The 24,981-nt window shown below is 73.1% G+C and carries 20 protein-coding genes; 8 read left to right on the forward strand and 12 right to left on the reverse strand.

The window, feature by feature from the left end:
* Window positions 1-101: 101 nt before the first annotated feature.
* From ABZ851_RS34055 to ABZ851_RS34065, 3 genes are all read right to left on the reverse strand, one after another.
* Entirely contained in the window at window positions 102-689 is a 588-nt protein-coding gene (locus ABZ851_RS34055) for a helix-turn-helix domain-containing protein (RefSeq protein ID WP_361136098.1), read from the reverse strand.
* 146 nt (window positions 690-835) lie between these two features.
* Window positions 836-1,897, reverse strand: coding sequence for a lytic polysaccharide monooxygenase (locus tag ABZ851_RS34060; protein WP_361136101.1), 1,062 nt, complete (start codon window positions 1,895-1,897; stop codon window positions 836-838).
* A gap of 314 nt (window positions 1,898-2,211) precedes the next feature.
* Entirely contained in the window at window positions 2,212-4,725 is a 2,514-nt protein-coding gene (locus tag ABZ851_RS34065; RefSeq protein ID WP_361136104.1) for a SpoIIE family protein phosphatase, read from the reverse strand.
* Between the two features lie 195 nt (window positions 4,726-4,920).
* Here ABZ851_RS34065 and ABZ851_RS34070 point away from each other — a divergent pair, with 195 nt between their 5' ends.
* Window positions 4,921-5,619, forward strand: a complete 699-nt coding sequence (locus tag ABZ851_RS34070; protein WP_361136107.1) for a class I SAM-dependent methyltransferase — start codon at window positions 4,921-4,923, stop codon at window positions 5,617-5,619.
* Window positions 5,620-5,641: 22 nt separating this feature from the next.
* Here the strand turns inward: ABZ851_RS34070 and ABZ851_RS34075 are convergent, their stop codons facing one another.
* Window positions 5,642-6,577 (reverse strand): GNAT family N-acetyltransferase, encoded by a 936-nt coding sequence (locus tag ABZ851_RS34075; RefSeq protein WP_361136110.1) that lies wholly within the window; start codon window positions 6,575-6,577, stop codon window positions 5,642-5,644.
* Window positions 6,578-6,878: 301 nt separating this feature from the next.
* Here ABZ851_RS34075 and ABZ851_RS34080 point away from each other — a divergent pair, with 301 nt between their 5' ends.
* The gene (locus ABZ851_RS34080; protein ID WP_361136113.1) at window positions 6,879-7,265 is read left to right on the forward strand and encodes a GntR family transcriptional regulator; all 387 of its coding nucleotides are present in this window, start codon (window positions 6,879-6,881) and stop codon (window positions 7,263-7,265) included.
* A 150-nt stretch (window positions 7,266-7,415) separates the two neighbouring features.
* The gene (gene ddaH, locus ABZ851_RS34085) at window positions 7,416-8,192 is read left to right on the forward strand and encodes a dimethylargininase (RefSeq protein ID WP_361136116.1); all 777 of its coding nucleotides are present in this window, start codon (window positions 7,416-7,418) and stop codon (window positions 8,190-8,192) included.
* Window positions 8,193-8,297: 105 nt separating this feature from the next.
* Here the strand turns inward: ddaH and ABZ851_RS34090 are convergent, their stop codons facing one another.
* Window positions 8,298-9,410 carry a DUF5925 domain-containing protein gene (locus ABZ851_RS34090; protein WP_361136119.1) on the reverse strand — a complete coding sequence of 371 codons (1,113 nt, stop codon included), beginning with the start codon at window positions 9,408-9,410 and terminating at the stop codon, window positions 8,298-8,300.
* A gap of 127 nt (window positions 9,411-9,537) precedes the next feature.
* Between ABZ851_RS34090 and ABZ851_RS34095 the strand changes: the two genes are divergently transcribed.
* Complete coding sequence (locus ABZ851_RS34095) at window positions 9,538-10,884, forward strand: xylan 1,4-beta-xylosidase (RefSeq protein WP_361136122.1); 1,347 nt, start codon at window positions 9,538-9,540, stop codon at window positions 10,882-10,884.
* Window positions 10,885-10,946: 62 nt separating this feature from the next.
* Here the strand turns inward: ABZ851_RS34095 and ABZ851_RS34100 are convergent, their stop codons facing one another.
* From ABZ851_RS34100 to ABZ851_RS34125, 6 genes are all read right to left on the reverse strand, one after another.
* A complete protein-coding gene (locus ABZ851_RS34100) occupies window positions 10,947-14,453 on the reverse strand; it encodes a lipopolysaccharide biosynthesis protein (RefSeq protein ID WP_361136125.1) in 3,507 nt (1,168 codons plus the stop codon).
* 45 nt (window positions 14,454-14,498) lie between these two features.
* Window positions 14,499-15,302 (reverse strand): polysaccharide deacetylase family protein, encoded by an 804-nt coding sequence (locus tag ABZ851_RS34105; RefSeq protein ID WP_361136128.1) that lies wholly within the window; start codon window positions 15,300-15,302, stop codon window positions 14,499-14,501.
* Complete coding sequence (locus ABZ851_RS34110) at window positions 15,299-16,390, reverse strand: glycosyltransferase family 2 protein (protein WP_361136131.1); 1,092 nt, start codon at window positions 16,388-16,390, stop codon at window positions 15,299-15,301. Before ABZ851_RS34110 ends, ABZ851_RS34105 begins: the two co-directional genes overlap by 4 nt.
* The gene (locus ABZ851_RS34115) at window positions 16,387-17,202 is read right to left on the reverse strand and encodes a glycosyltransferase family 2 protein (protein WP_361136134.1); all 816 of its coding nucleotides are present in this window, start codon (window positions 17,200-17,202) and stop codon (window positions 16,387-16,389) included. The genes ABZ851_RS34110 and ABZ851_RS34115 overlap by 4 nt, the downstream gene beginning before the upstream one ends.
* 475 nt (window positions 17,203-17,677) lie before the next feature.
* Window positions 17,678-18,772: a GNAT family N-acetyltransferase gene (locus ABZ851_RS34120; protein WP_361136137.1), complete on the reverse strand. Its 1,095-nt coding sequence runs from the start codon at window positions 18,770-18,772 to the stop codon at window positions 17,678-17,680.
* A 1-nt stretch (window position 18,773) separates the two neighbouring features.
* Window positions 18,774-19,136 carry a hypothetical protein gene (locus tag ABZ851_RS34125; RefSeq protein WP_361136140.1) on the reverse strand — a complete coding sequence of 121 codons (363 nt, stop codon included), beginning with the start codon at window positions 19,134-19,136 and terminating at the stop codon, window positions 18,774-18,776.
* A 297-nt stretch (window positions 19,137-19,433) separates the two neighbouring features.
* On the opposite strand from ABZ851_RS34125, the gene ABZ851_RS34130 reads away from it, so the two are divergent.
* The 3 genes from ABZ851_RS34130 to ABZ851_RS34140 all read left to right on the forward strand — a co-directional run bounded on the left by ABZ851_RS34130 (window position 19,434) and on the right by ABZ851_RS34140 (window position 21,650).
* Complete coding sequence (locus tag ABZ851_RS34130) at window positions 19,434-20,144, forward strand: YoaK family protein (RefSeq protein WP_361136143.1); 711 nt, start codon at window positions 19,434-19,436, stop codon at window positions 20,142-20,144.
* A 164-nt stretch (window positions 20,145-20,308) separates the two neighbouring features.
* Entirely contained in the window at window positions 20,309-21,115 is an 807-nt protein-coding gene (locus tag ABZ851_RS34135) for an SGNH/GDSL hydrolase family protein (RefSeq protein ID WP_336053285.1), read from the forward strand.
* A gap of 271 nt (window positions 21,116-21,386) precedes the next feature.
* Window positions 21,387-21,650: a hypothetical protein gene (locus ABZ851_RS34140; RefSeq protein WP_088796964.1), complete on the forward strand. Its 264-nt coding sequence runs from the start codon at window positions 21,387-21,389 to the stop codon at window positions 21,648-21,650.
* Between the two features lie 265 nt (window positions 21,651-21,915).
* Here the strand turns inward: ABZ851_RS34140 and ABZ851_RS34145 are convergent, their stop codons facing one another.
* The gene (locus ABZ851_RS34145; RefSeq protein WP_361136148.1) at window positions 21,916-23,178 is read right to left on the reverse strand and encodes a type ISP restriction/modification enzyme; all 1,263 of its coding nucleotides are present in this window, start codon (window positions 23,176-23,178) and stop codon (window positions 21,916-21,918) included.
* Between the two features lie 218 nt (window positions 23,179-23,396).
* Between ABZ851_RS34145 and ABZ851_RS34150 the strand changes: the two genes are divergently transcribed.
* On the forward strand, window positions 23,397-24,788 hold the full coding sequence (locus ABZ851_RS34150; RefSeq protein ID WP_361136151.1) for an MFS transporter: 1,392 nt from the start codon (window positions 23,397-23,399) through the stop codon (window positions 24,786-24,788).
* Window positions 24,789-24,981 lie beyond the last annotated feature (193 nt).

Here is a 24,981-nt window from a genome sequence, read left to right on the forward strand (position 1 = left end):
GGGCTCGTCCCGTACGGCGGCGGGCCGCTGCCGTGAGTCGCCCTGTGCGGATGGGGGACCGCTGCCGTCAGGCGTCCCGTGCGAACGGTGGGCCGCTGCCCTCAGTCGCCCGCAAGCAGGGCGTCGGTGCACCGTTCCGCCAGGTCCTCGGCGTGCGGCGGCAGCGGGCAGCCGCCGTGCAGATGGCGGCGCACCAGCGACAGCGGGAGGTCGATGACGGCGAGCGTCACCCGGTCCAGGCCCGCCCTGCCGTGCAGCCCCAGCGCCCCCGCGAGCGCTGCCATGGCCGCCCGCACCCGGATGTTCCCCTCCTCCGCACGGAGCAGGTGCTCGTCGGACCAGTCGTCCCACCCGAAGTCGTGCTCCCCGTACAGGAGCAGCGCGGCCTGTGCCGGGTGGGTACGGCTCCACGCCACGATGTGACGGGCGGCCGCCCGGCCCCCGGCGCGCGGGTCCTCCGACGATTCCAGGGCCTCGAAGTAGCCCTCCTGGAAGTCCTCGACGGTACGCAGCCACACCTCGGCGAGCAGTGCCGGGCGGCCGGCGAAGCGGTGGTAGAGCGAGCCGCTGGGTGCGCCGACGGCCGCCGCGACCGCGGACATGGTGACCCCCGACGGCCCGGACTCGGCTGCCAGCCGTACAGCGGCGTCGAGGAGCTGCGGGGTAGCGAAGCGGGACGGCCTGGCCATGTTCTAGAGGCTACTCTCCACTATGGGGGAGGGCATCCTCCGGAGCGGAGCGGACGGCCCGGCGCGCGGCGACGCCGCCCCCGGGGCGAAGGGGCGGCGTCGTTTCCGGGACGGCCGCGGTGCGGTCGTCAGCGCCGGCGTGGCCGTCAGCCGCGGTGCCGGGCGGCCTTGCGGCGGGTGGTGGCGAGCAGCACCCCGGCGCCCGCGGCCAGGACGGCGGCGCCGCCGATGGCCAGCGGGGCGGTGGAGCTGTCGCCACCGGTCTCCGCCAGCTGCTGCCCGCCGGCCGGCTTGCCGCCGCCCTGGGCCTGTGGGGCGTTGCCGCCGGCCTGCGAACTGCCGCCCGGCGCGGGGGCATCGGCGTCCGCCTGGGTGACCGCACCGGTGTGGGTGCCGGCCTCGGTGTGGGCACCGGAACCGGTGTGGGCACCGGAACCGGTGTGGGTGCCGGAGCCGCTGCCTCCGTGGCCGTGCCCGCTCATGTCCATCGACGACTTGCCGGCGCCCGCCGCGAGCTGGCGGGCGGTCGGCGCCGAGGCGGTCGGCGCGGGCTTCGCCGCCGCCTGGCCGCTGTCCTTCCCGAAGACGACGTCCGAGCAGGTGTAGAACGCCTCGGCGCTGTCCGACCGCTGCCAGATGCTGTAGATGAGATGGCGCCCGGACCGGGCCGGCACCTTGCCGTTGAAGACGTACTCCCCGTTGACCAGCTTCGGGTCGGTGACCTTCGCGAACGGCTTCGACTCCAGGTCGGACCACTTCAGCGGCTTGGCCGGGTGGTAGCTGCTCTTGGTGAGGTACAGCTCGAAGTACCCCTTGTGGGGGGCGGTGGCCTTGTAGCGGAAGGTGTGGCTGCCCGCCCGCATCCTGGAGGCGGGCCAGTCGGCACGGGGCAGGTCCAGGCCCTTGTACTCGGGGTTGTTGGCGCTGCACAGCTTGCCGTCCGGGATGCGCGACTTGGACCGGCCGCCGGCCTCGCCGTCCCGTACACCGTTCCAGTCGTAGAAGGCCTGGGTGCCGCCGGCCTGCACGGCCGCCTTGCACACCGCGGACTTCGGGCTCTCGGGCCCCTCCGCGTAGCATGCCGACACCCGGCTGACCGGGTCCGTCATCGAACCGTGCGCGGCGGCCGGGCTCGCGGTGAGCACGGTGAGCGCGAGCGGGCCGATTCCGGCCAGTGTGATCCCGGTGGCCTTGCGACGAGCGGTCATCGTGGGGGTCTCCTTCATCCGTTGCATCGAGCGGGGGTGCGAGGCGGCACCGCGGTGGGGGGTCGGGACACGGGCCACGGCGCCTCCCCCGGAGAGCGGCGCCGGCGGCCCGCAGCGCCGCCTTACGAGAAGCACGCTAGCCCTGCTGAACAGCGGATTTGCCGATGGAGAGCGGTTCCTGAGGATCTTTATGACGGGCTTAAGGAGCGGCTAAGCGGGGGCACAGGCAGGCGGGGAGGAAACGGGCATCGCAGGCCGGCCCGGCCGCCCGGCTCCCCGGACCGCCATCTCCCCGTTGTTCCCGCTCCCCGGCCTCACCGCCCCTCCGCGCCCGTGAAGTCCGCCTGGTCGTCGAGGTCTTCGAGGAGCGTGCCGAGGTCGGCCGGCGGGGCGGTCCCGGTGGTGGGGCCGAGCGGCAGTTCGGCCCAGATGATCTTCCCTTGGGCGGTGTAGCGGGTGCCCCACCGCTGGGCGTAGCGGGCGATGAGGAACAGCCCGCGGCCCCCCTCGTCGGTGGTCCGCGCATGGCGCAGGTGCGGGGAGGTGCTGCTGGCGTCCGAGACCTCGCAGATCAGTTCCCCCGCGCGGATCATCCGCAGGCCGATCGGCCCGGAGGCGTGCCGGATCGCATTGGTGACCAGTTCACTGACGATCAGTTCGGTGGAGAAGCCGAGCTCTTCCCGACCCCATTCGCGCAGCAGGCGGGCCGCGCTCCGGCGGGCCTCGCCGACCGCGGACGGATCGGCGGGGATCTCCCACGTGGCCAGCCGGGTCCGGGGCAGGGCCCGGGTACGTGCCAGCAGCAGCGCCACATCGTCGACCGGCCGCCCGCCCGGCAGACCGCCGATCACCGTCTCGCAGAGGTCCTCCAGCGGAGCCTTGGGATCGGCCAGCGCCTGCCGCAGCCTGGTGATCCCCCCGTCGAGATCGAGGGCCTTCCCCAGCAGCAGCCCGTTGGTGTACAGAGCCAGCAGACTCCCTTCCCGCAACGGCAGTTCGACGGATTCGAAGGGCATACCGCCCAGCCCGAGCGGCGGGCCGGTCGGCAGGTCCAGCAGCTCGCCCGCGCCGTCGGGGCCGACGAGCAGCGGCGCGGGGTGGCCGGCGCGGGCCAGGGTGCAGCGGCAGCTGACGGGGTCGTAAACGGCGTACAGGCAGGTGGCTCCGATGACCCCGTCGTCGGCGTTCGCGTCGTGGGCGACCCGGTTGAGCATGTCGTCCAGATGCGCCAGCACCTCTTCCGGGGACAGGTCCAGGTCCGCGAGCGCCTGCACCGCGGCGCGCAGCCGCCCCATGGTGGCCGCGGCATGCATCCCGTGGCCGACCACATCACCGACCACCAGCGCGACCCGGGCCCCGGACAGCGGAATCACATCGAACCAGTCGCCGCCGACCCCGCTCAGCGAATCGGCCGGCAGATAGCGGTAGGCGGCCTCCACCGCGCACTGCTCGGGCAGCGCGCGCGGCAGCAGGCTGTGCTGGAGGGTGAGGGCCGCGGTGTGCTCGCGTGTGTACCGGCGGGCGTTGTCGATGGATATCGCGGCGCGGGCGACGAATTCCTCGGCGAGCACCAGGTCGTCGGGCTGGAACGGCCCGGTGGCCTGCCAGCGGGCGAACGTGGCCGCTCCCAGGAAGACGCCCCGCGCCCGCAGCGGTACCACCATCAGCGAGTGGAAGCCCAGAGCCCGCAGACGCGCCGCCCGGACCGGGTCCTCGTCCGACGGGTCGCCGTCGGCGGTCTCCAGCGTCCGGAGCAGCGTGGAATCGCCCTTGGTGAGGCTCGCCACCACGGGTGCCGACGGGGGATAGGCGGCCGGCTCCCCGATGGCGACCACCGCCTCGGGGCAGCCCTCGTGGACGGACTGCGCTCCCGCCCGGCGCATGGTCAGCAGATCCGCCGCATCCAGCGGGTCGGCCGCCTCCTCCCCGGAGAGCAGGGCATCGAGCAGATCGACGGTGACGAAGTCGGCGAGATCCGGCACCGCGGCATCGGCGAGTTCCTGGGCGGTTTGCCAGACGTCCAGTGAGCTGCCGATGCGTTCCCCCGCCTTGTTCAGCAGCGCCATCCGCTGCCGGGCCCGGTAACCCTCCGTGACATCGAGGACCATGTAGCAGATGCCGAGCACCTGCCCCGCCTCGTCCTCCAGCCGGAAGAACGACGTGGAGTAGGCGTGCTCCCGCTCGGGATCGGACTGCGGGCGCCCCAGGTACTCGTAGCCGACCGAGGGGGTGCCGGTACGCAGCACCCGGCGCATCTCCGCCTCGATGGCCTCCACGGCCAGGCCCGGCTGCACCTCCGCCAGGCGCTTGCCGAGCCGCTGCTCGCGGCTGGTACCGCCCATCTGCTCCAGGGCGTCGTTCAGCCAGACGAACTGCAGCTCGGCGTTGACCATGGCCACACCGATCGGCGACATGCCGAGAATGCCCTCCAGAAACGACCGGCTCGCCCCTGACCACGGCGTCCGGGCCATCTCGGCGGCGAGGACCAGACGCGAGAAACCGCTGGGGGCATCCATCACCGGCAGCACGCGGAACTCCAGGTCGAGCCGGTGCCCGTCCTTGTGGCGTACGGCCTCCAGCCCGCTCCAGCCGTCCGCCGACGCCAGCCGGCTCTCCCACCTGCGGTCCTGCTCCGAGCCGGCGCCCACCCCGGCGAAGAGGTCCGCCAGCGGCCGGCCGACGGCCTCGGACACCGGATAGCCGAGAAGCCGCTCGGCGCCCGCGGTCCAGCCCTGCGCCACCCCTGCGCGATCGGCCATCACCACGGCCGTCCGTGTGAGGTCGAAGACCCCGTCTCCGGAGAGACGGCTGCTCTGGGAAGCACTCATCTGACCGGTCCAATGCCGGTCCCACCATGCGGCAGGCGCGCTGTCCGGCGCGGCGCCGCCGCATCCGACCGGCCCCTACAACGGTACTCCCTCACCCTGTCCGGGCGCTCTTCCCGGCGCCCGCCGCGGGGCGCACCCGGCCCGGCCGCAACGCCTCCACCCGGCGTTGTCAGTGGTCCCTGGCACCATCGGCGTATGCGTACCGAAGCGCCCGCCGACCCGGTTCCCCGGCCCTCCGCCGACCTCCCCAACCCCCGTTCCGGCCAGGGGGGATCGCCCCTGCCGGCCGCCGACGCCGCCTACTGGGAAGAGGCCGCCGCCTCCTTCGACGACGAGCCCGACCACGGCCTCCGCGACCCCGCCGTCCGCTCCGCCTGGGCCGCGCGGCTGCGTTCCTGGCTCCCGTCCGCTCCCGCCGCCGTCCTCGACCTGGGATGCGGCACGGGAAGCCTGGCCCTGCTCGCCGCCGAGCAGGGCCACCGGGTCACGGGCGTCGACCGCTCCCCGCGCATGATCGCGCAGGCGCGCGGCAAGCTCGCGGGCCACGATGCCGCGTTCCTGGTCGGGGAGGCCGCCGAACCACCGGTGGGGGAGCAGCGGTTCGATGCCGTCCTGGTGCGCCATGTCCTGTGGGCGCTGCCCGGCCCGTCGGCCGTCCTGCGCCACTGGGCCGGGCTGCTCGCTCCCGGCGGGCGGCTGGTGCTGGTCGAGGGCCGCTGGGGCGAGGCCGGGCGGATCGGCATCCCGGCCGGCGAACTCACCGCCCTGGTCGCGCCGTTGGCGGCACACACCCACGTCGAGGACCTTTCGCACGACCCGGTGCTGTGGGGCAAGGAGGTGGCCGACGAGCGGTATGCGCTGATCGCCGGGTTCCCGCCCGGCATACCGACGTGACCGGGCGGCGTGTCAGGGCGGGTCAGTCCGCCGCCCTTTCCCGCACGTACCGCCACGCCGCGGCGAACGGCCGGTAGCCGAAGGCGCGGTTGACGGCGAGCATCGCCGCGTTGCCGGCGTCGTTGTGGGTGAAGGCCTCGGTGCAGCCCGCGTCGCGGGCGCGGTGGAGGGAGAAGGCCTTGGCCAGCCCGGCCAGCCCCCGGCCGCGGAAGGCGCGGCGGGTGCCGGTCATGGCGGAGGAGTAGCGGGTGTCACCGTCCGTCGCGGCCAGGGCGAAGGAGGCGATCTCCCCGTCCACGGTCACCACCGAGGTCAGGTCCGGATCGAGATGGGGGTGTTCCCAGACATGCAGCAGCCAGTCCTCGTAGGCCATGGCGTCGAGGCTCACCTCGCCCGGTTCGTCGGCGCTGACGTCGGTATCCGCGGCGTACAGCAGGCGCGGGTCGGACTCGAAGTCCGCGCCGGTGTACAGCCGGACGCCGGAGGGCAGCGCGGCGGGGAGCGGCGGCAGGCCGCCCGCCGTGAGGTCGAGGCGCAGGTAGTGGGCCGGGCGGGCACGGCGGTAACCGCGGCGCTGCGCGAAGGCCGGTGTGCCGGGCTCGTCGGCCGCCCAGCCGAAGATCCGCTCGGCACCGGCCGCGAAGAGGTGGTCCTCGGCCGAGGTCAGCAGGGCATGGCCGACACCCCGGCCGCGGTGCCCGGGATGGACCTGAAGGGACACCGTGGCCTGGCCGGGGGCCTCGGCGTCGTGCAGCAGACCTGCCTGGACCGCGCCGACGATCCTGCCGTCCCGTTGCGCGACGCACAGCCGCAGGCGCTGCGCCGCGGGGGCGGTGGAGACCTCCCAGGCGATGCCCCGCGGGGTGGCGAGCCGGTAGGGCAGAACGGCCCGCCGCAGGTCGGCGACGGCCTTGGCATCGGCGGGGCGGTAGTCGCGCACGGTAACGGTAGAGGTCATGACGGCGGACGGTACGCGCCGGTGCGCCCTTGCGCCGCTTCTTTTTCCGCGCCCTCGATGGCTCTCCCGGGCGGTGCGCTCCCGGCCGGTGCCACTCCCGATCGGTGCCGCCCCCGATCCGTGTCATCCCTCCGAGGAGCGCCACCTTCCCGCACGCCCCGCGCTCCTGACGCACAATGGATGCGACAAAACCGCGCACCGACGGACGGGTACGGGCACGGCGCGTGTCCCGGGGCCGAGACCCCGGGGGACGGGCCGCCACGTATCCGCCCGCCCCACCCACCGCACCAGGAGCGCCACCGTGTCCCCGCAGACCTTGACCCTCACCATCGATCCGGCGGCGGCCGCCGCGCCGTTCGAGCAGGTACGCACCCAGATCGCGGACCAGGCCAGGGACGGCGGCCTCCCGGTCGGCTACAAACTCCCCACCGTCCGCGGTCTGGCCGAAGAACTCGGCCTGGCCGCCAACACCGTCGCCAAGGCCTACCGCGCCCTGGAGACCGACGGGGTGATCGAGACCCGGGGCCGCAACGGCAGCTTCATCGCGGCGGCCGGGGAGGCCGCGGACAAGGAAGCCGCCGCGGCCGCCGAGAGTTACGCCCGCCGCGCCCGGCGCCTCGGCCTGGACCACCGTGCCGCCCTCGCCGCCGTCGAGGACGCCCTGCGCGCCGCCTACCCCGACGCCTGAGCCGCACCACCACGCCCCACGGCCCCCACGCCCCACGGCCCCCACGCCCCACGGCCCCCACGCCCCACAGCCTCCACGCCCTACGGCCCCACGGCCCACGCCCCACGGCCCACGCCCCACGCACCAGGCCCCAGGCCCGAAAGGATCCGCATGCCCAGCAAGCACGCGCTCGTCCGCCGTCCAGGACCCCGCCTCGCCGAGGGCCTGGTCACCCACATCGAACGGCATCCGGTCGACCCCGTGCTCGCCCTGCGCCAGTGGGAGGCCTATGTCCAGGTGCTGCGCGACCACGGCTGGCACACCGTCGAGGCCGGCCCCGCAGACGACTGCCCCGATGCGGTCTTCGTCGAGGACGCCGTGGTGATGTTCCGCAACGTGGCGCTGCTCGCCCGCCCCGGCGCCGGTGTCCGCAGGGCCGAGGTGCCCGGCGCCCGCGCGGCCGTGGAGGCGCTCGGCTGCTCGGTCAACGAGATCCGGGAGCCCGGCACCCTCGACGGCGGTGATGTCCTGAAGGTCGGCGACACCCTCTACGTCGGCCGCGGCGGCCGCACCAACGCCGAGGGCATACGCCAACTCCGCGCGGTCTTCGAACCGTTGGGCGCCCGCGTGATCGCCGTGCCGGTGAGCCGGGTGCTGCACCTCAAATCCGCGGTGACCGCCCTCCCGGACGGCACGGTCATCGGCCATCCGCCCCTGGTCGACGACCCCGCCGTGTTCACCCGCTTCCTGCCCGTCCCCGAGGAATCCGGCTCTCATGTCGTACTGCTCGGCGGCGGCACCCTGCTGATGGCCGCCTCCGCCCCCAGGAGCGCGGAACTCTTCACCGACCTGGGGTACCAGCCGGCCGTCGTCGACATCAGCGAGTTCGAGAAGCTGGAGGGCTGCGTGACCTGCCTGTCCGTACGGCTGCGCGAACTGTATGCCTGACGGTGGGGCACCCATGGCTGCCCGCTGCCGGCTTCCCGGCGGTGCCCTGGAATCCGCGGGGACGGGTGCAGGGACGGGGCGGGCGGCACACACCCCGTCAGAGGTTCACAGGTAGAGCCCCGCATCGGCACCCGAGTCCTGGGGCGGCACCGCAGCGGGCCGGGTGCCGCGCCGCAGTGCGTACAGTTCGGCGAGCGAGGCGCCCGCGCGTGGGATGCCCTGCTCCGTGCCGAGCCAGCGCACGGCCTCCGGGCGGGTCAGCGGCCCGACCTCGATCCGGGCCAGACAGCGGCCGGGGCGGATCACCGCCGGATGCATCCGCTCCAGATCCTCGTTGGTGGTCACCCCGACCAGGACGTTACGGCCCTGGCCCAGCAGTCCGTCCGTCAGATTGAGCAGCCGCGACAGCGCCTGGCCCGCGGCGTGCTTGGCCTCGCCGCGGATCAGCTCGTCGCAGTCCTCCAGGAGCAGCAGCCGCCAGCGGCCCTTGCCGGTGCTGTCGTCCTCGCCGATCGCGATGTCCATCAGATAGCCGACGTCGTGGAACAGCCGCTCCGGGTCCAGGACGCAGTCCACCTGGCACCAGTCGCGCCAGGAGCGGGCGAGCGTGCGCAGCGCGGAGGTCTTGCCCGTACCGGGCGGACCGTGCAGCAACAGCAGCCGTCCGGCGATCTCCTCGGGCGCCACCTTCATCAGCCGGTCCATGGCCTCGGCCACCGGCGCGGTGTAGTTGGGCCGGATCTCCTCCCAGGTGCCGGCCGAGATCTGCCGGGACGTGCGGTGCGGTCCGCGACGCGGCGAGAAGTACCAGAAGCCCATGGCCACGTTCTCCGGCTGCGGCTCCGGTTCGTCCTGCGCACCGTCGGTGGCGGCTCCCAGCACCTTCTCGGCCAGCTCGTCGGTGACGGCGGTGACCGTCACATCGGCGCCCCGGTTCCAGCGGGAGACCAGCAGGGTGAAACCGTCGCCCTCGGCGAGCGTGGCGCTGCGGTCCTCGTCCTTCGCCGAGCGCAGGACCCGTGCGCCCGGCGGCAGCAGCGTCAGGCCGGACTTCACCCGGTCCAGGGACCGGCCGCGGGCGTACGGCTGTTCTCCCTTCGCGAATCGCCCCAGGAAAAGCGCGTCGACGACATCGGCGGGCGCATCGCTGTCGTCCATGGTCAGCCGGAGCGGAAGGGACTCCTCGGTGGCAGACGGCTGGACGTGATCGGCACACATGCCGCCATGATCTGTCACAGCCGCCCGCCGCGTACACGGATTATCCCGGCGTTTTCCCCGCACCAGAACAGAACTGTTACCCAGAAACTCGGGCGTAGCGGGTGGATCGCTGGCTAATCTGCCCATTGTGCGACGCCATGGTGGGGAACGTCAGGGCCGGGGCTTCACGATCGCGGCCGGGGTGGCGGTGCTGGCGGTACTGCTGGCCCTCTGCTCCCTGCCTGGCGACGAGGGCGGGGACGCGAAGCGGCCCGCGCGCCCGCGCGTCGCCGGCCCCGCGGTCGGCTGGGGGTTCACCCACACCCAGTTCAGCGCGGACGACGGCACCGCTGCGGCCACCGCACGGGCCGCCCGGCTGCTGTCCGCCCACCCGATGCCGCAGAACCAGCACCTGATGGGCTGGGGCGCGGACAACCCCGAACCGAGTCCGGGCCGCTATGACTTCGACGGCCTGGACCGCCGGCTCGCGCTGATCCGGCAGACCGGCGGCACCCCCGTGCTGACCCTGTGCTGCGCACCGGACTGGATGAAGGGCGGCACGGCAGGACACACCGACTGGAGCGCCCTGGAAAAGGCACCCGACCCGGCGCATTACGCGGACTTCGCCGCGCTCGCCGGAAAGGTGGCCCAGCGCTATCCGGACGTCCGGCACTTCGTCGTCTGGAACGAATTCAAGGGATTCTTCGACGACGCCAAGGGCCGCTGGAATTACGAGGGTTATACCCGCCTCTACAACCTGGTCTACCGCGCGGTGAAGAAGGTGAACGGCGCCAATCAGGTGGGCGGTCCCTATCTCGTGATGGACAGCTACGTCCCGGGCGACGACACCTATGCCTCCGCCCTCAAGGGCCCCTGGGGCAGCGTCGACCGGCGCACCCTCGACGCCTTCGCGTACTGGAACCGGCACAAGGCCGGCGCGGATTTCCTGGTCGTCGACGGTTCCAGTTACAGCAAGGACAACCGGTACGCCCCGGACGCGTTCGCCGCCACCCGGAAATTCGCCGATGTGGGACGGTGGCTGCGCAAGGAGAGCGGGCTGCCGCTGTGGTGGGCGGAGTGGTACGTCGAGGTCCCGGACGAGGGCGACGACCGGGCCGGCTGGAGCGAGCGCCGCCGCACCGCCGTACAGGCCACCGCGCTGATCGAGATGGCGTCCGGCGGCGCCGGCAGCGGGTTCTACTGGAACCCGGAGAACCGGGGAGGGCGCTGCCCCGGATGCCTGTGGACCAGCACCGAACGGGACGACGGGGGCACGGAGCTGCCCATGATGGACCTGCTGTCCCACTTCTCCCGCGCCTTTCCGCCGGGGAAGCGTCCGCAGGACCTCGCCACCGGCGGGACGACGGTCCGGGGGCTGGCCGATGACCGGACGGCGCTGCTGGTCAACACCAGGGACCGCCGTGCCGTGGTGAGAGTGGACGGCGAGGACGTCACGCTCGACGGCTACCAGGTGCGGTGGATCGACCGCACCTGACCCGCACCTGACCCGTGCGTGCCGCGTTCCCCGGCAGCTCCTCGGCGTGCGCGCGGCACCCCTCACGACATCGTCAGGAACCGCTGCACCAGCGACGCCAGGAACACCGCCAGCAGCGGCAGCGAGAACCAGAAAAGCCCCTGGATCCAGTGCAGTTGACGCACACCGGGAGCGACCGCGACCCGCAGCACCTCGCGGGCCGTCAGCACCACGATCAGCGCGAGTGCCGCCAGCGCACCGAGCACCGACCACGGAGTCCAGGTCACCTGCGGACCGGCCCTGCCGGGCCGGGGCGGCGGGACCTCGCCCGCCGGACGCCGCGTCAGCTCGTACACCGCCGCGTGCCGGTTGGCCAGCACCCGCCGCAGCTCGGGGCGCCGGTCCAGGGCGGCCCGCAGCCGGGCCTCCCAGTGGGTGCGGTACCCGGAATCCAGCCGCAGCGACTCCGACTGGCCATGGCCCACGATGAGGTACGACTGCGGCCCCGCCTTCCGCAGGGCGGTCACGACCGGGCCCACCCGGTCCGGATCGCGGGGTGCCAGGACCGGTTCGTACTGCACCCGCTCCATTTCCCTGGCGCCCCAGGGCATCGCCGGGGTGACGCTGTTGACCGGGTCGCTGCTCAGCCACAGCAGCCGTGCGGTCGGCCGGTCGTGCGCGTAGACGTACTCCATCGCCGCGACCTCGCCGGGCCGGATCCGTTCGAACGGCTCGTTGCCCCAGCGGGCGACGAGGAAGCCGGCGGTCAGCAGCAGGCCCGTCAGCAGCGCGGCGAGCGGCCCGAGACCGCGCCGGGCGCCGGTCTCGTGCGGGAACAGCGCCAGCGCGGCCAGCACGGCGGCGCCGGGCAGCGCGAACAGGAAGACCCGCAGCGCCATTTCGCCGCCGTAGGACTGCATCCCGAACGCCAGGAAGGGCACGAAGGCCAGCACCGGCAGCGCGCGTTCGGAGAAGCCGGCCCACCGCCGCCGCAGCACTCCCCAGCAGGCCAGCGCGAGGACCCCGCCCGCCAGCGCCACCCGGGCGTAGAGCACCAGCTTGTGGGTGGGGTCGCCGCCGCCGATCCGGTCCGTGACGGACGAGGCGACATTGCCGCCGACGCCGCCGAGCCCGCCGAACAGCTCGTCGAAGTGGCCCGACCAGTAGGGCTCGGCCAGGAACCCGATCCAGGCCAGGACCAGGACGCCGCACAGCAGCGGCAGGCCGTAGAGGCAGGCGCGGCGGACGAGCACCAGGAAGGTCAGCACACCGAGCATCACGAACGGGGTGAGCTGATGGCCCGCCACCGACGCCGCGAACAGGGCGATCAGCACGCCGAGCAGCAACGCCAGCTGACCGCGGCCGGCCGGCCGCACCTCCGCCTCGCCCGGCCGCCGGCGGCCCCACGTCGGCCGGGGGTCGCGGAACCACACCAGCAGGATGGCCACGAAGGCGAGGTAGAGGAGGTAGGTGAACCCTTGCGGGGAGAAGTAGTCCTGGCCCACCCAGCCGCACAGCGCGAACAGCCACAGGGCGCACCACTTCGCCCGCCAGCTCGCCCGTACCGCCCGCAGCAGCAGGAACAGCGGCGCCAGGTAGAGAAGTTCCACCGTCAGCGGCCACCAGCGCAGCACTTCGGTGAGGTCCGTGACCCCGCACGCCCCGGCGACGAACTGCACCGCCGCGAAGAAGCCGGGCCAGCTCCAGCGGGCGTCCAGGTCCGGTACCGCGGAGCCGGTTCTGCCGAGGTAGTCCAGGAACCCCAGATGCTGCCAGGCCGTCGGGAAGCGCGGCTCGGTCTCCAGTACGGCCGGCAGCGTATGCAGCGCCACCACCGTCAGCAGCAGCACCGCGGCGAGCAGCGCCCGCCGGGGCCGGGAGAGCGACAGCGCCGCGCCGAAGGCCGCCACCAGCAAGACGGTCCCGGCGAGCGTCGCCACGGGCAGCACCGAGATCAGCCCGAGCCCGTTCATCCGGTCCAGCGCGGAGTCCCCCATCCCGCGCAGCGGCAGCCAGAACAGTGCGAGCGCGGCGGCCAGCAGCGCCCAGACGGCGAGATCGGGGCGGCTCCGGAGGCGTACGAGGGGCGCGCGGGGGCGGCCCGGCGGTCCGCCCCCGAACAGCGGGCGGGACACGGTGGTGACCGCAGGCGTGCCCTGTGCCTGGTCCCCTCGCACCGCATCCCCCAGCTCGCCGTGGACGGACAGGTCCGCCCGAACCCCGTCGGGCCCGCCCGCCGGTGTGCGGGGAGCCGGCGCGGGCACCGTCCCGCGCAGTACCCGGCTCAGCCGGACACCGGCGATCGCGACGATCACCGCCAGGCTGGAGATCTCGGCGACACCGGCGCCGGTCAGCCCCATCCGCGGCAGCAGCACCAGTGTCAGCCCGAGCACCAGCACACACAACAGGCCCTGCAGAGCGGCCAGTGGGGACGTACGGCTCTGGGCACGCAGCACCGCGAAATGGACCTCCAACACCACCCGCAGCACGGCCCCCACCGCGAACCAGCGCAGCAGCGGTGTCGCCGCTTCCGCGTACCCGGGGCCGAAGATCCCCAGAATGCGGGGGGCGCCGAGGAAGAGGACGGCACAGACCGGGACCATGAGGCGGGCCATCCGCCGCAGCGCGTCCCGGGTGTGGTGGGCCAGCTGGGCCGGATCGTGCGCCCCCTCGACGGTCAGCGAGGCGCCCATGTTGAGAGCGAGCAGATTGACCGTGCCGCCGATGGTGGTGGTGATGTAGAAGTACGCATTGTCCGCCGCGCTGACCTGCGAGGCCACCAGGACCGGCACGAGATAGACCACGGCGAGCGAGAACAGCGACCCGGTGGAGTCACCGGCCAGGAAGCGGCCCATCTCCCGGAGCGACGGCGGCCGTGCCGTGCGGTGCGTGGCCCGTACATGCCGGGGCACCAGCCGCCGGAACACCAGCCAGCCCAGCGGAACCACCGATACCGCGATCGCCGCGGCCCAGGAGACGAAGACCCCGGCGGTGGGCAGCGCCGCGGCGAAGACCACCAGCAGCCCGAGCTTCACCGTGGAGAAGGAGAAGTTGCCCACCGGCACCCACAGGGCACTGCGCAGCCCGGTCAGCACCCCGTCCTGCAGGGTGAGCAGCGACCAGGCGACCACGGCCAGCAGGAAGCCGAGACCGTTCAGCGGACCGTGCAGGAAGCGGTACGAGGGCCCCCACAGGCCGAGGGTGAGCAGGAAGACGGCCGCGGCGGCGGCCACCACGGCCGAACTGCCCGCGTAGGCCGCCACCACCAGCCGGCCGGTGCTCCGCCCGGCGACCGGGAGGAAGCGGGCCAGCGCGCCGGTCAGGGTCACCGCCGTCAGCCCGGCCAGCAGCTTCATCGCGGCGATGGCCGCCGAGCCCTGGCCGACCGCGGTCTCCGTGTAGTAGCGGGCCGCGACCAGCCAGAACCCCAGGCCGAGCAGCCCGGAGACGCCGGTGTTGAGCATCAGCGCATAGGCGTTGCGGAACAGCGGACTCCCACCGCCCCGCCCGGGGAGCCGGCGCGCGCGGCCGCCGCCTCCCCGGGGCTCTGGTCCCGTGTGCTCCTCGGCCTTGGTGGTGGTGTCAGACACCGGCTCGGTCGCCCCTTCCTCCGCCGCGGGCGTGCCGCGGTGTGCTCAGTCGCCGGGTGTGCACAGCCGGACCGCCTGCCGCGCTCTGCGGACCACCGCGTACCCCTTGGTGAGCACCCGGTCCCGGGCGAAGGCGCGGACCAGCCCGCGGCCCTCGATGATCCGGGCGAACTCCTCGGTGCCCGTACGGCGCCGCACCGTCAGCCGGGCCAGGGCATACGGCCCTTGACGGCGGTCCGCGAGTGCATTGCCCACCGCGAGCGCCTGCGAGAACCCCAGAGCGCGCACCGTCCGCCGTACCCGCCGGCTGGAGTGGCCGTAGGGGTAGGCGAAGGATTCCGGCGGTGTGCCGACCTGCTCGGCGATGATCTCTCTGCACCGCAGCACCTCGTGCCGCAGCCGCGCGTCACCGAGGCCGTCCAGCTGGGGATGGCTGTGGCTGTGCCCGCCGATCTCCACACCCGCCGCGGCCAGCTCCCGCACCTGGTCCCAGTCGAGCATGGTGTCCAGGGCGCCCCCGGTGTCGTACGGGCCGGGCAGCCAGCCGGTGGAGACGAAGAGAGTGGCCGGGAAGCCGTGCCGGGCGAGGGCGGGCAGCGCGTGCCGGTACACGCCTTCGTAGCCGTCGTCGAAGGTGATGAGCACCGGCTTGGGCGGCAGCGGTCCGCCGCCCCGCCAGGCCGCCGCGAGCGCAGCGGTGGTCAGCGGGGTGAAGCCCCCGTCGGCCAGCACCGCCAGCTGCGCGGCGAAGGCCTCGGGCGGCACGGACAGCTCCCGTACGGCGGGGGCCGGAGCCGGGGTCACCGCGTGGTACATCAATATCGGCACCACAGGAGGCCGTTCGCTCATACCGCCGCCCCCGAGCGCTCCGGTGCCGCCCCCGCGGCCGTACCGTCCGCCGGACGGTCAACTCCCCTTCTTTCGGAGGGCTTTGGCCGTGCCCGCCGGGCCCGTACGGTGCCCCACGCATAACCGGCCGCGGCGGCGGTCACGCCGGCCACGATCGCGCCCGCCCGCCCCGCGCCGCCCGGCCGGTGCAGCAGCGCGTCGCGCACCCCGCGCAGCACCCCCACGGGCAGCACCCGGGTCGTGTAGCGCCGCTCGGCCGACAGTCCGTCCCGTGCGCCGACACTGCGGGTCACCAGCGCCTTGGACAGGCCCTCGGCGTACGCCCGGCTGCGGAAGTAGCCGAACCGCTCCCGTGCGGCCGGGACCCGGTGGTGGATGACCGACCGGTCGTCGATCAGCAGCACGGCGTCCGGCAGCGAGCGGCTGATCCGGATGCACAGCTCGGTCTCCTCGCAGCCCAGCGGGCGCCGCCCGGCGTCCCGGCCGATCCCGACGGAGAAACCGCCGACGAGATCGAGCGCCACCCTGCGGAAGGAGGCATTGCCGCCCAGGACATTGCGCACCCGCACCCTGCCCGGCGGCAGACCGCGGTACGTACAGCCCACCACCCAGTCGAACTCCTCGGGGAACCACGCCGGCCGGCGACCGGACGCCCAGACCGGCTCGGTGCGCCCGCCGACCGCCATCACCGCCGGGTCGGCGTAGGCCGCGGCGAAGTGGCACAGCCAGTCCCGCCCGGCCACCGCATCGTCGTCCAGGAAGGCGACGATCTCGCCGCCGGCCACGGCGACACCGGTGTTACGCCCCGCGGACAGCCCCTGGGGGCCGGAATTGGCCATGATCCGCACGGGAGTTGCGGGCGCACGGGAGGCGGGTGCGCCCGCGTGAGCGCTGCTGAAGCGCTCCCTGAGCCGGGCCAGCAGCGCGGGGTGGTGGTCCACCACCACCAGCACCTCATGGGCGGGACGGGACTGGCTCTCCACCGACGCCACCGCCGCGAGGATGTCGTCCCACCGCTCCTCGGTGTGCACGCAGATGACGACGGAGATCCGTGGTGCCGGGCCGGCCGCCGGTCTCGCCGCGCTCACCGCGCGTTCCCGGTGATCAGCGCGGGCCGGGCCACCCGGTTCTTCCTGGAGCCCCGCTCGCGCAGGATCACCTTCAGCACCCGCAGCCCGTCCCGCACCGCCCGCAGATTGCTGACGCCGTGGATGCGGTGGTACTCGTGGCTGGGGATCTCCTGCACCCGCAGCCCGGCCTTGACCACCCGGATGTTCATCAGCGTCTCGACCTCGAACCCGGCGCAGTCCAGGGCTATTTCGTCCAGGCAGTGCCGCCAGAAGGCGTTGTACCCGTAGCAGAGATCGGTGTAGCGGGCGCCGAACTTGGTGTTGACCACGGCGGTCAGTACGCGGTTGCCGAGCTTGCGGACGGGTGTCATGTCGTCCGTGCCGCCGCCGTTGGCGAACCGCGAGCCCTTGGCGAAGTCGGCCCCGGAGACCAGTGCCGAGACATAGCTGACGATCTCGCCGCCGTCGGCCGACCCGTCCGCGTCGACCATCACGATGATCTCGCCGGTACAGGCCGCGAAACCGCTGATCAGCGCATCGCCCTTGCCCTTGCCGCGCTGCGGTACGACCGTGACGTCCGGCCACAGCTCACGGGCGACCCGGACCGTGTCATCGGTGGAGTTCCCGTCGACCAGGATCACTTCATGGATCCAGTCCGGCAGGGTCTTGAAGACATACGGGAGATTTTCCGCTTCATTCATCGCCGGGATGACGACACTGACCGGCGGAGCGATGGCCAGATGTGAGGAAACGGGACGGTAGACGGTCTGGTCCGGCAGCAGCGTCAGCGGTGGTTCTTCCGCATCGGCCGGGCGAAGGAACGAGCTCATCGGGTTTCTTGCCCTCTCGTCCGGTGGACCGCCCACCCCCGGGCGGTCCGTGTGGTTATCCGGTTCGAAAGGGGGGTTCACACCCCGGTCGCACGGCAGGGTTCACCGTACGGACAGGGCGAGCAGGCACGCGTGATTCCGGCTGCGCGGCCCGTGCTCCGGCCCTCGGCGAGCTGTGATCGGCAAGCTGAGGACCGCGCGCACGGGACCCCCCCACTGCGCACCGCACCGGTCGCTGCATCGTGTCGCGCGGGCTCTCCCCAGAGCCGTCTTGCGATGATCATCCGGTGCGGGTGGATGTGCGTCGGTATTGATGTCAGGGACTGTAGGGCACGCCCTTCCGCGTCAAAAACCCTTTGCGGCAACTGGCCGGTGCACTCGGGGCACGCCCGTATTTATGCACCGGCGCACGCCCCGTTGCGCCCTGGAGAACTCCGCAAAACCCCGGTACGGACCGCCGCTGCCGGGTTATGCGTCACCGCCCCGACCGGATCCGGCCCACCTGCTTGAGCAGGCGGTCGGCGGGCGCGAACAGCTCCGGCCTGGCCAGCACCGCATTGCGCAGCGCACGCACCGGCGCGCGCCGCGCCCGGTGCCCCAGCGCCACCGGATGCCGCCGCATCACCCACCCTTCGGACACCATGAGTTCACGGGTCTTGAGGGAGTCCTTGTAGTCCTTCGCACCGCGCCCCAGGTCCAGATACCCGAGGGATTCCGCGGCCGCCGCCTGCGCCATCCGCAGATGCAGGACCAGCCCGGGGGAGAACTTCGCGAACCGGGGGTCGTAGGCGGGGAACCAGCAGGCGAGGACGGACTCCGACCGCAGCCCGAAGTGCGCCGCGACCGGCCGTTCTCCCGCGTACAGCACCGACAGCAGCCCCGCGAAGGAAGCGCTGCGGGTGTGGAACAGGTGCTGGACGAGCCGGACGATCCAGGGGTGCGCGAAGCGGTCGCTGCGACCCGTCCTGCGGTACTGCGCCGACTTCCACTGCATGAGTGTCCGCAGCGCCGCCGGGTCGCGCTCGTCGTGGACATAGCGCAGCGGCCCGATGTCCCGGCCGAGCTTGCGTTCCTTGGCGAGCGTGGTCCGGGTGAACTTCGGCGACCTGGCCCGCAGTCCTGCCAGATAGGCCTCGAAGCCCTGGTCCACGTCGATGACGGGTGAGGCGTGCCCGCTGAACGAGGCCGCCTCGAAGGGCTTCTGGCCGTCCACCAGGTGATCGAACTCCAGCACCGACAGCCCGCAGGCCCGCAGCAGCTCCCGGGCGTCCCAGCGGAACCCGGGCCGGTGCACCAGCCCCTGGGCATCGGAGACGCCCAGGCCGACCGCCCGCCCGGTCCCGAGCGCCGAGCGCTGGAAGGGCAGGAACGCGGCCGGTTCGCCGTGCTCGTGGAGCACCGCGATCCGTACGCCGCTCCGGCAGCGGCCGACGGCGAGCGTGAACTCGGGGGAGAGGAAGGGGTTCGCCAGCTGCGGCGCCCCCAGGGACCGGGCCCGGGACTGCAGGGCGGTCCAGGCACTCCGGTCGGCCCCGGCGAGTTCGCCGGGGCGGTACACCGCCACGTCCATCTCAGCCCGCCCGGCTTCCGGGGGCCCGGCCCGCGCGCCGCCGTACCGCGCCGGCCAGCAGCAGGGCGCCGCTGAGCCCCGCCACCGCGAGCACGCCGCCGCGCAGGGACCACAGATGAAGCGCGAGCATGGTCTGCGCCACCAGCAGATCGACGGCCAGCGCCCCGGCCCCGGCGGCGACCGTGCGGCCGAGCGGATCCATCCGGCCCAGCAGCACGGCGAGCGCGCCGGCGGGTGCCATCAGAAGGAAGAAGAGGGTGAACGGCGCGCGGAGGGGTGAGCCGATATCGGCGAGCGCGAGGACGGCGCCCATGAGGCCGATGCCGACCGCCATCCCCGCGACCAGCGACGCGGTGGCGCTCACCGGCCGCTCCCCGGGCGGTGGCGGGTCGTGCGAGTCGTGACGAGTGATGGTCTCGGTGTGCATGGGCAGCTTTGCCCCCCATAAGCGCCGGATGCCGGGCCTCAATGTCGCGCAACGCTCGGAGCACCGTCAAGACATGACGAAGGCCGGAAACCTGCGCAACCGTGCGGGGCCGGAGCAGTGGGCCGCGGCGCCGGGCCGCCCTCGGACGGCGCAATGGCGGCAGCGCAGGCCGGCCGTCCGGAGACTGGTGGGACGTGCCGCGAGGTGAGGTGACCGCCGGAAGGAGCCGTGCCCGTGGAGCCGCCGAGCGGAATCGCCCTGACGGTGATCATGGTGTGCCTGACCGTGGCCACCGGGGTGCTCGACGCCGTCAGCTTTCTGTCGCTCGGTCAGGTCTTCACCGCCACCCAGACCGGCAATCTGCTCTTCCTCGGGTTCGGTATCGCCGGTCAGGGCGGACTGCCGGTCCTGGCGACAGTGGTGTCGCTCGGCGCCTTCGCCCTGGGCGCGGCGCTCGGGGCGCGGTGGGAATCGGCGCTGGCCGTGCGGCGGCGCCAGTGGTTCCCGGTCGCGCTGGCCACGGAGGCCACGCTGCTGGCCGGGGCCGCGGTGGCCGCATGGGAGTGGGGGCCGGTCCGGGGCCTGCCGCCGGGCCGGCGCCTGGTGGTCGTCGGGCTGATGGCGGTGGCGATGGGCATGCGCAATGTCACCGCCATACGGACCGCCGCCCCGGACTTCACGACGACGGTGGAGACCCGGGCGATGACAGCCCTGGTCAGCGGTTCACCGCTGGGGCACGACAAGCGCCTGGGGTACGGCCGCCATGTGGCGGGCCGCCGGCTGGTCTCGGTGTCCGCGATGTTCGCCGGGGGCCTGCTCGGTGCCGGACTGCTCGGTCTGGGGACGCGTCCGACGCTGGTGATCCTGCTGGTGGCCGTCGTCATCGCGGTCACCGCCTTCCTCGTCCCCGGCCTCACCGGCCGGCTGGGCCCCACCGAGGAATGACCGGCCTTCCGCGCACCGGCCCGGGGCCCGTGACGGGAGGGCGAACATCCCCCCGTATCGGGATATTTGCCGTGAACTGCCGATGACTTTTGGCATGGACACTTCCGGCTACCCGCGAGTTTTGCTACCACGAAAGTGGCAGAGACCCTGCTAAGGGAGGTTTCATGAGACTGTCCCGATGTGCGGCCTTGACATCCGCCTTCTTCGTCACCATGACGCTCGCGCTCACCGGCGCGAGCGCCGCCGTATCGGCTCAACTCCCCGCCGCCACGGGCTATGTGGCCCTCGGCGACTCCTACTCCTCCGGTGTGGGGGCCGGCAGCTACGACAGCGCCAGCGGCTCCTGCAAGCGCAGCAGCAAGGCCTACCCGGCCCTGTGGGCCGCCGCGCACTCCCCCTCCTCCTTCCAGTTCACCGCCTGTTCCGGCGCCCGAACGGGTGACGTTCTCAGCGGCCAGCTCGCTCCGCTCAACAGCTCCACCGGCCTGGTCAGCATCACCATCGGCGGCAACGACGCGGGATTCGCCGACACCATGACGACCTGTGCCCTCCAGGGCGAGAGCGCCTGTCTGTCCCGGGTGGCGCAGGCCAGGACCTACATCGACACCACCCTGCCCGGTCAGCTCGACGGGGTGTACAGCGCCATCTCCCGGAAGGCCCCGGCCGCGCATGTGGTGGTCGTGGGCTACCCCCGCTTCTACAAGCTCGCCGGAAGCTGTATCGCCGGCCTCTCCGAGAAGTCCCGTGCCGCGATCAACGCGGCTGCCGACGACATCAACGGCGTGACCGCCAAGCGGGCCGCCGACCACGGCTTCACCTTCGCCGATGTCAACGCCACCTTTTCCGGCCATGAGCTGTGCTCCGGCAGCGCGTGGCTGCACAGCGTGACCCTCCCCGTGCTGGAGTCCTACCACCCCACCGCCACCGGACAGTCCGGCGGCTATCTGCCGGTGTTCGCCTCCGCTGCGTAATCACCCCGCTCGCCGGTCGCCGGGGAGAGGCGGTGCGATTCCGGTCTCTCCCCGTGACCCCTGGCGCCCCGTCAGGCGCCCCGCACGCCCCCGCGGCAGCCCGATGACGCTCAACTCGCCCTGGCCCATGCGGTGTACGTGACATTCCGTATGGTGTTCGTCAACGTCAAGGCGAGGCAGGTGAATCCGTTGACCGGTCTGCACGCGTGTCCTCTGAGAGAGATAGGGTTACCCTGCCCGGGCCGGGTGCCCTCGTAGGGTGGGGAGAGTCATGGAACAGATAACAGTGCGTAGCAGGGCGCGAGTCCCTGCCATCAATTGCGGGAGCGGTGCGTCCAGTGCGCGTCTCGACCGCCATTTCGCGGTGCTGGGTGGTCCCGCCATCCCGCAGCGCGAGGTGGAGGGCGCGACTTCGCTGATGCAGGAGCTCACCGCGCGCGATCACTCGCGTGCGAGGAACAGCCGCGGCGCCAGGGTGTCGTTGTTCGCGCCGCTGCGCAGGCTGCGGCGCTCGCTGTTCGGGGGTCACGGCTGATCCGCTGCTGAAGCGGCATCTCGGGCGATCACACCGTCCCGGCGCGGCACCGCGGTCCGATCGCTCGTCAGACTCAGGGCGCCGGCAGCTCGTCGGTGTGCTCGCCGGGGCGGGAATCCTTGCCCCGAAGATGCCGTGCGGCATCCGCTCGATTGCTCCGGCCCCGTCCCCACCCGGCCGGCGCAGCAATCCCCACCACCCGTTGCCCGGCAACGGGTGGTTTTGTGTGCCTACGGGGCCTCCGGGTCCCTTCGCGAGGCCGGACTCACAGCAGCGCGAACTGCCCTTCCGGGCCCTCCTCGTGATGATCGAACACCGAGGCCGGACGGTGCGCGGAGACCGGCGCCGGGAGGATGCCGGCTGCCCGCAGGTCGCCGGCTGTCACCAGCGGAGCGCCGTCCTCCGCGTACCGCCGCAACTCCTCACACTGCGGCCGCAGTTCGGACAGCAGCGCCAGTACGGTGATCAGCTCCAGCAGCTCCGAGGTCCACTCCTGCGGCCAGCCGGCGGGGCGCAGCGCCGCCAGCGAGCCGGCCTCGGGCGCGTCCGTACCCGCCGCGGCCGTGCCGGTGCGCACGGCCAGCCACGCTTCCAGGACGCGTACGCCGCCCGCGTGGAAGTCCCAGGCGCCCGGCGGCACCGGTGAGATCCGGCCGCCGCCGAGCAGCAGCGCCTCCTCCGCCGGGTCGTAGGCGACCTCCTGCGGCAGTCCGCGGGCGGGGAGCGCGGAGCGCACGTACGGGCGCCGGCCGCCCGGCATCCGGGGCCGCTCGCCGCCGCGCCCGCCGTCCGCCCCGGGTGCGTAGGCGCCGCGGGTGGCGAGCCAGAGCAGCCGCTCGCCGAGGGCGACGCCGCGGTCCCAGAGCTCCGGGTCGGCGGTGAGCGGCACCGTGCAGCCGTCGGGGGAGTGCCGGGCGGTCGCGACGAGCCAGGCCAGCAGGTCCGTCGGCGCCACCGGGCGGTCCAGGCGCCGGCCGAGCAGGGTGAGCAGGCCAGGGGCGAGATTGGGCTCGTGTCCGCCGGGACGCCGGTAGAACGGGCGGATCCGGCCGGGGCGGCCGGCCGGGGAACGCCCGTCGGGCAGCAGCGCGGAGCACACCACCGCGGGGCCGGGCACCTGCGGCACCGGCCCCCACTCGACCACGAACAGCTGCCGCTCGTCCGCCACCCGCCACAACTCCGGCCGGGCGCCGTCGATCAGCCGGTGATCGGGCAGCAGCCACTGCTGGTCGAACGGGCCGTGCGTCACCCGCACCGGCTCGGGGCACGGGCCGCCCACACGGTACAGCCGCTCGGTCGCCGTGGCCTGGCCCGGCAGCTGGCCGACGGCGGAGTGCAGGGTCCGGGCCCGGGACGGCCGGAACAGCCGCTCGCGGTCCGCCGCGTCCTCGGCGTCCACCAGAGCCGACCAGCGGGCCCGCAGCGTGGCCGGGTCCGGCGCCAGCACCCAGGAGCGGCCGAGCCGCAGCGGAGCCACGGACCAGGGCATGAGATCGGACAGCCGTGGCGCGTCCTGCTTCGCCGTCACGCGGAGCCCCTCCCGGACCGTTCGGTTGACCCCGGCATGGTATCCACCGGGCCGGCCGCGGCACCGAATCCGCAGGCCACCTCCACCGTCCGGGCGGCCGGGAAGGCGGTCTTCCGCTTGCTGATCTTGGAGGAGTACGGTCCTCGCCGTACGCCCGACCACGCGGTGCGGACCTGGCTCCGTCCTGCGCGCCGGGACCTGCTCAGGGGAGGACCGCCATGACGGACACCACCTCTCCCACGCCTGAACGGCGCGGGGGGACCCCCACCGGCATCCGGGCCGCCGCACGGCTGGACCGGCTGCCGCCGTCCCGGTGGCACCGCCGGATCACCCTCGTCGTCGGCATCGGGGCCTTCTTCGACCTCTACGAGATCTTCCTCGGCGGGGTGCTGGCCGCGGCCCTCGCCGAACAGTGGCACCTCGGGCCCACCGCGAAGTCCTGGGTGATCGCCGCCGGCTTCCTCGGGATGTTCGTCGGCGCGAATGTGCTCTCGGTGCTCGCCGACCGCTTCGGGCGGCGCCGGATGTTCCTGATCAACCTCGCGGCGTACTCGGTCTTCTCGCTGCTGTGCGCCTTCGCCCCGGACCTGTCCTGGTTCCTCGCGCTGCGCTTCCTGGCCGGTCTGGGGCTGGGCGCCGAACTCGTGCTGGTCGACACCTATCTCGCGGAGTTCCTGCCCCGGGCGGTACGCGGCCGCTATATCGCGCATGCGTACACCTTCGGGTTCCTCGGCGTTCCGGTGGCCGCGCTGCTCGGCGCCCGGCTGGTGGCCGCCCATCAGCCGCTGGGCGTCGAGGGCTGGCGCTGGCTGCTGGTCGCCGGTGCGCTGGGCGCCGGGTTCCTCCAGGTGATGCGCCGCCAACTCCCGGAATCCCCCCGCTGGTTGGTGGTACACGGGCGCGGCGAGGAAGCCGAACGGATCGTGGCCGGGCTGGAGGAGCGGGCGGCCCGGGAGAGCGGCGGCAGCCTGCCGTCGGTGCCGGAGGCGGAGACCGTACCGGAGCGGAAGGTGCCGCTGGCCGAGATGTTCCGGGGCGACCAGCGGCGGCGCACCGTCATGTGGTGGATCTTCCAGGTGCTGCAGACCGTCGGCTACTACGGCTTCGGGTCGCTGGCACCGGTGGTGCTCACCGCGAAGGGCCACACCGTCACCGAGTCGCTGCTGTACGCGGCGCTGAGCTTCTGCGGCTATCCGGTCGGGTCCGCGCTGTCCGTCCCGCTCATCGACCGGATCGAACGCCGGACCCTGATCATCGCCTCGGCACTGGGCATCGCCGCCTGCGGCCTGGCCTTCGGTTTCGCCGCCGCCTCCTGGGCCATCGTCACCTTCGGCTTCCTGCTGACGGTGTGCAGCAATGTCTTCTCCAACGCCTTTCACGTCTACCAGACCGAGATCTTCCCGACCGCCCTGCGCAGCAGCGCGATCGGCATCGCCTACTCCCTGTCCCGGCTCACGTCGGTCGTGCTGCCGTTCGTGGCACTCAGCATCCTGAACGACCTGGGCCCGGCCGCGGTGTTCGCCGGCTCGGCCGGGCTGATGCTGCTGCTGTGCGTGGACGTGGCGTTGCTGGGGCCGCGGAGTTCTGGGCGGAGCCTGGAGAGGATCTGAGGCTTTGGCTTTCCCGCCGTGGGGGGTACTCGTCGTTTTTCGCCCGCTTCGCGGTGCGCTCGCCGTTGCGCCTGCGCCTGGCGGCGGGCGGGTCCGTTGCGCCTGCGCCTGGCGGCGGGCGGGTCCGCTGCGCGGGGCGGGTCCGCTGCGCGGGGCTGTTGGGGTGCGGTGACGGGCCTGCGCGGGTGGGGTG

The organism is Streptomyces sp. NPDC047049, assembly GCF_040643995.1.
In the GTDB taxonomy this organism is placed as follows: Bacteria; Actinomycetota; Actinomycetes; order Streptomycetales; family Streptomycetaceae; genus Streptomyces; species Streptomyces mooreae.

Excerpts from the sequence above, each read along its gene's own strand:
- ABZ851_RS34055 (WP_361136098.1), bottom strand. The coding sequence starts at position 689 with ATGGCCAGGCCGTCCCGCTTCGCTACCCCGCAGCTCCTCGACGCCGCT.
- ABZ851_RS34060 (WP_361136101.1), bottom strand. The coding sequence starts at position 1,897 with ATGACCGCTCGTCGCAAGGCCACCGGGATCACACTGGCCGGAATCGGC.
- ABZ851_RS34065 (WP_361136104.1), bottom strand. The coding sequence starts at position 4,725 with ATGAGTGCTTCCCAGAGCAGCCGTCTCTCCGGAGACGGGGTCTTCGAC.
- ABZ851_RS34070 (WP_361136107.1), top strand. The coding sequence starts at position 4,921 with ATGCGTACCGAAGCGCCCGCCGACCCGGTTCCCCGGCCCTCCGCCGAC.
- ABZ851_RS34075 (WP_361136110.1), bottom strand. The coding sequence starts at position 6,577 with ATGACCTCTACCGTTACCGTGCGCGACTACCGCCCCGCCGATGCCAAG.
- ddaH (WP_361136116.1), top strand. The coding sequence starts at position 7,416 with ATGCCCAGCAAGCACGCGCTCGTCCGCCGTCCAGGACCCCGCCTCGCC.
- ABZ851_RS34090 (WP_361136119.1), bottom strand. The coding sequence starts at position 9,410 with ATGTGTGCCGATCACGTCCAGCCGTCTGCCACCGAGGAGTCCCTTCCG.
- ABZ851_RS34105 (WP_361136128.1), bottom strand. The coding sequence starts at position 15,302 with ATGAGCGAACGGCCTCCTGTGGTGCCGATATTGATGTACCACGCGGTG.
- ABZ851_RS34115 (WP_361136134.1), bottom strand. The coding sequence starts at position 17,202 with ATGAGCTCGTTCCTTCGCCCGGCCGATGCGGAAGAACCACCGCTGACG.
- ABZ851_RS34120 (WP_361136137.1), bottom strand. The coding sequence starts at position 18,772 with ATGGACGTGGCGGTGTACCGCCCCGGCGAACTCGCCGGGGCCGACCGG.
- ABZ851_RS34135 (WP_336053285.1), top strand. The coding sequence starts at position 20,309 with ATGAGACTGTCCCGATGTGCGGCCTTGACATCCGCCTTCTTCGTCACC.
- ABZ851_RS34140 (WP_088796964.1), top strand. The coding sequence starts at position 21,387 with ATGGAACAGATAACAGTGCGTAGCAGGGCGCGAGTCCCTGCCATCAAT.
- ABZ851_RS34150 (WP_361136151.1), top strand. The coding sequence starts at position 23,397 with ATGACGGACACCACCTCTCCCACGCCTGAACGGCGCGGGGGGACCCCC.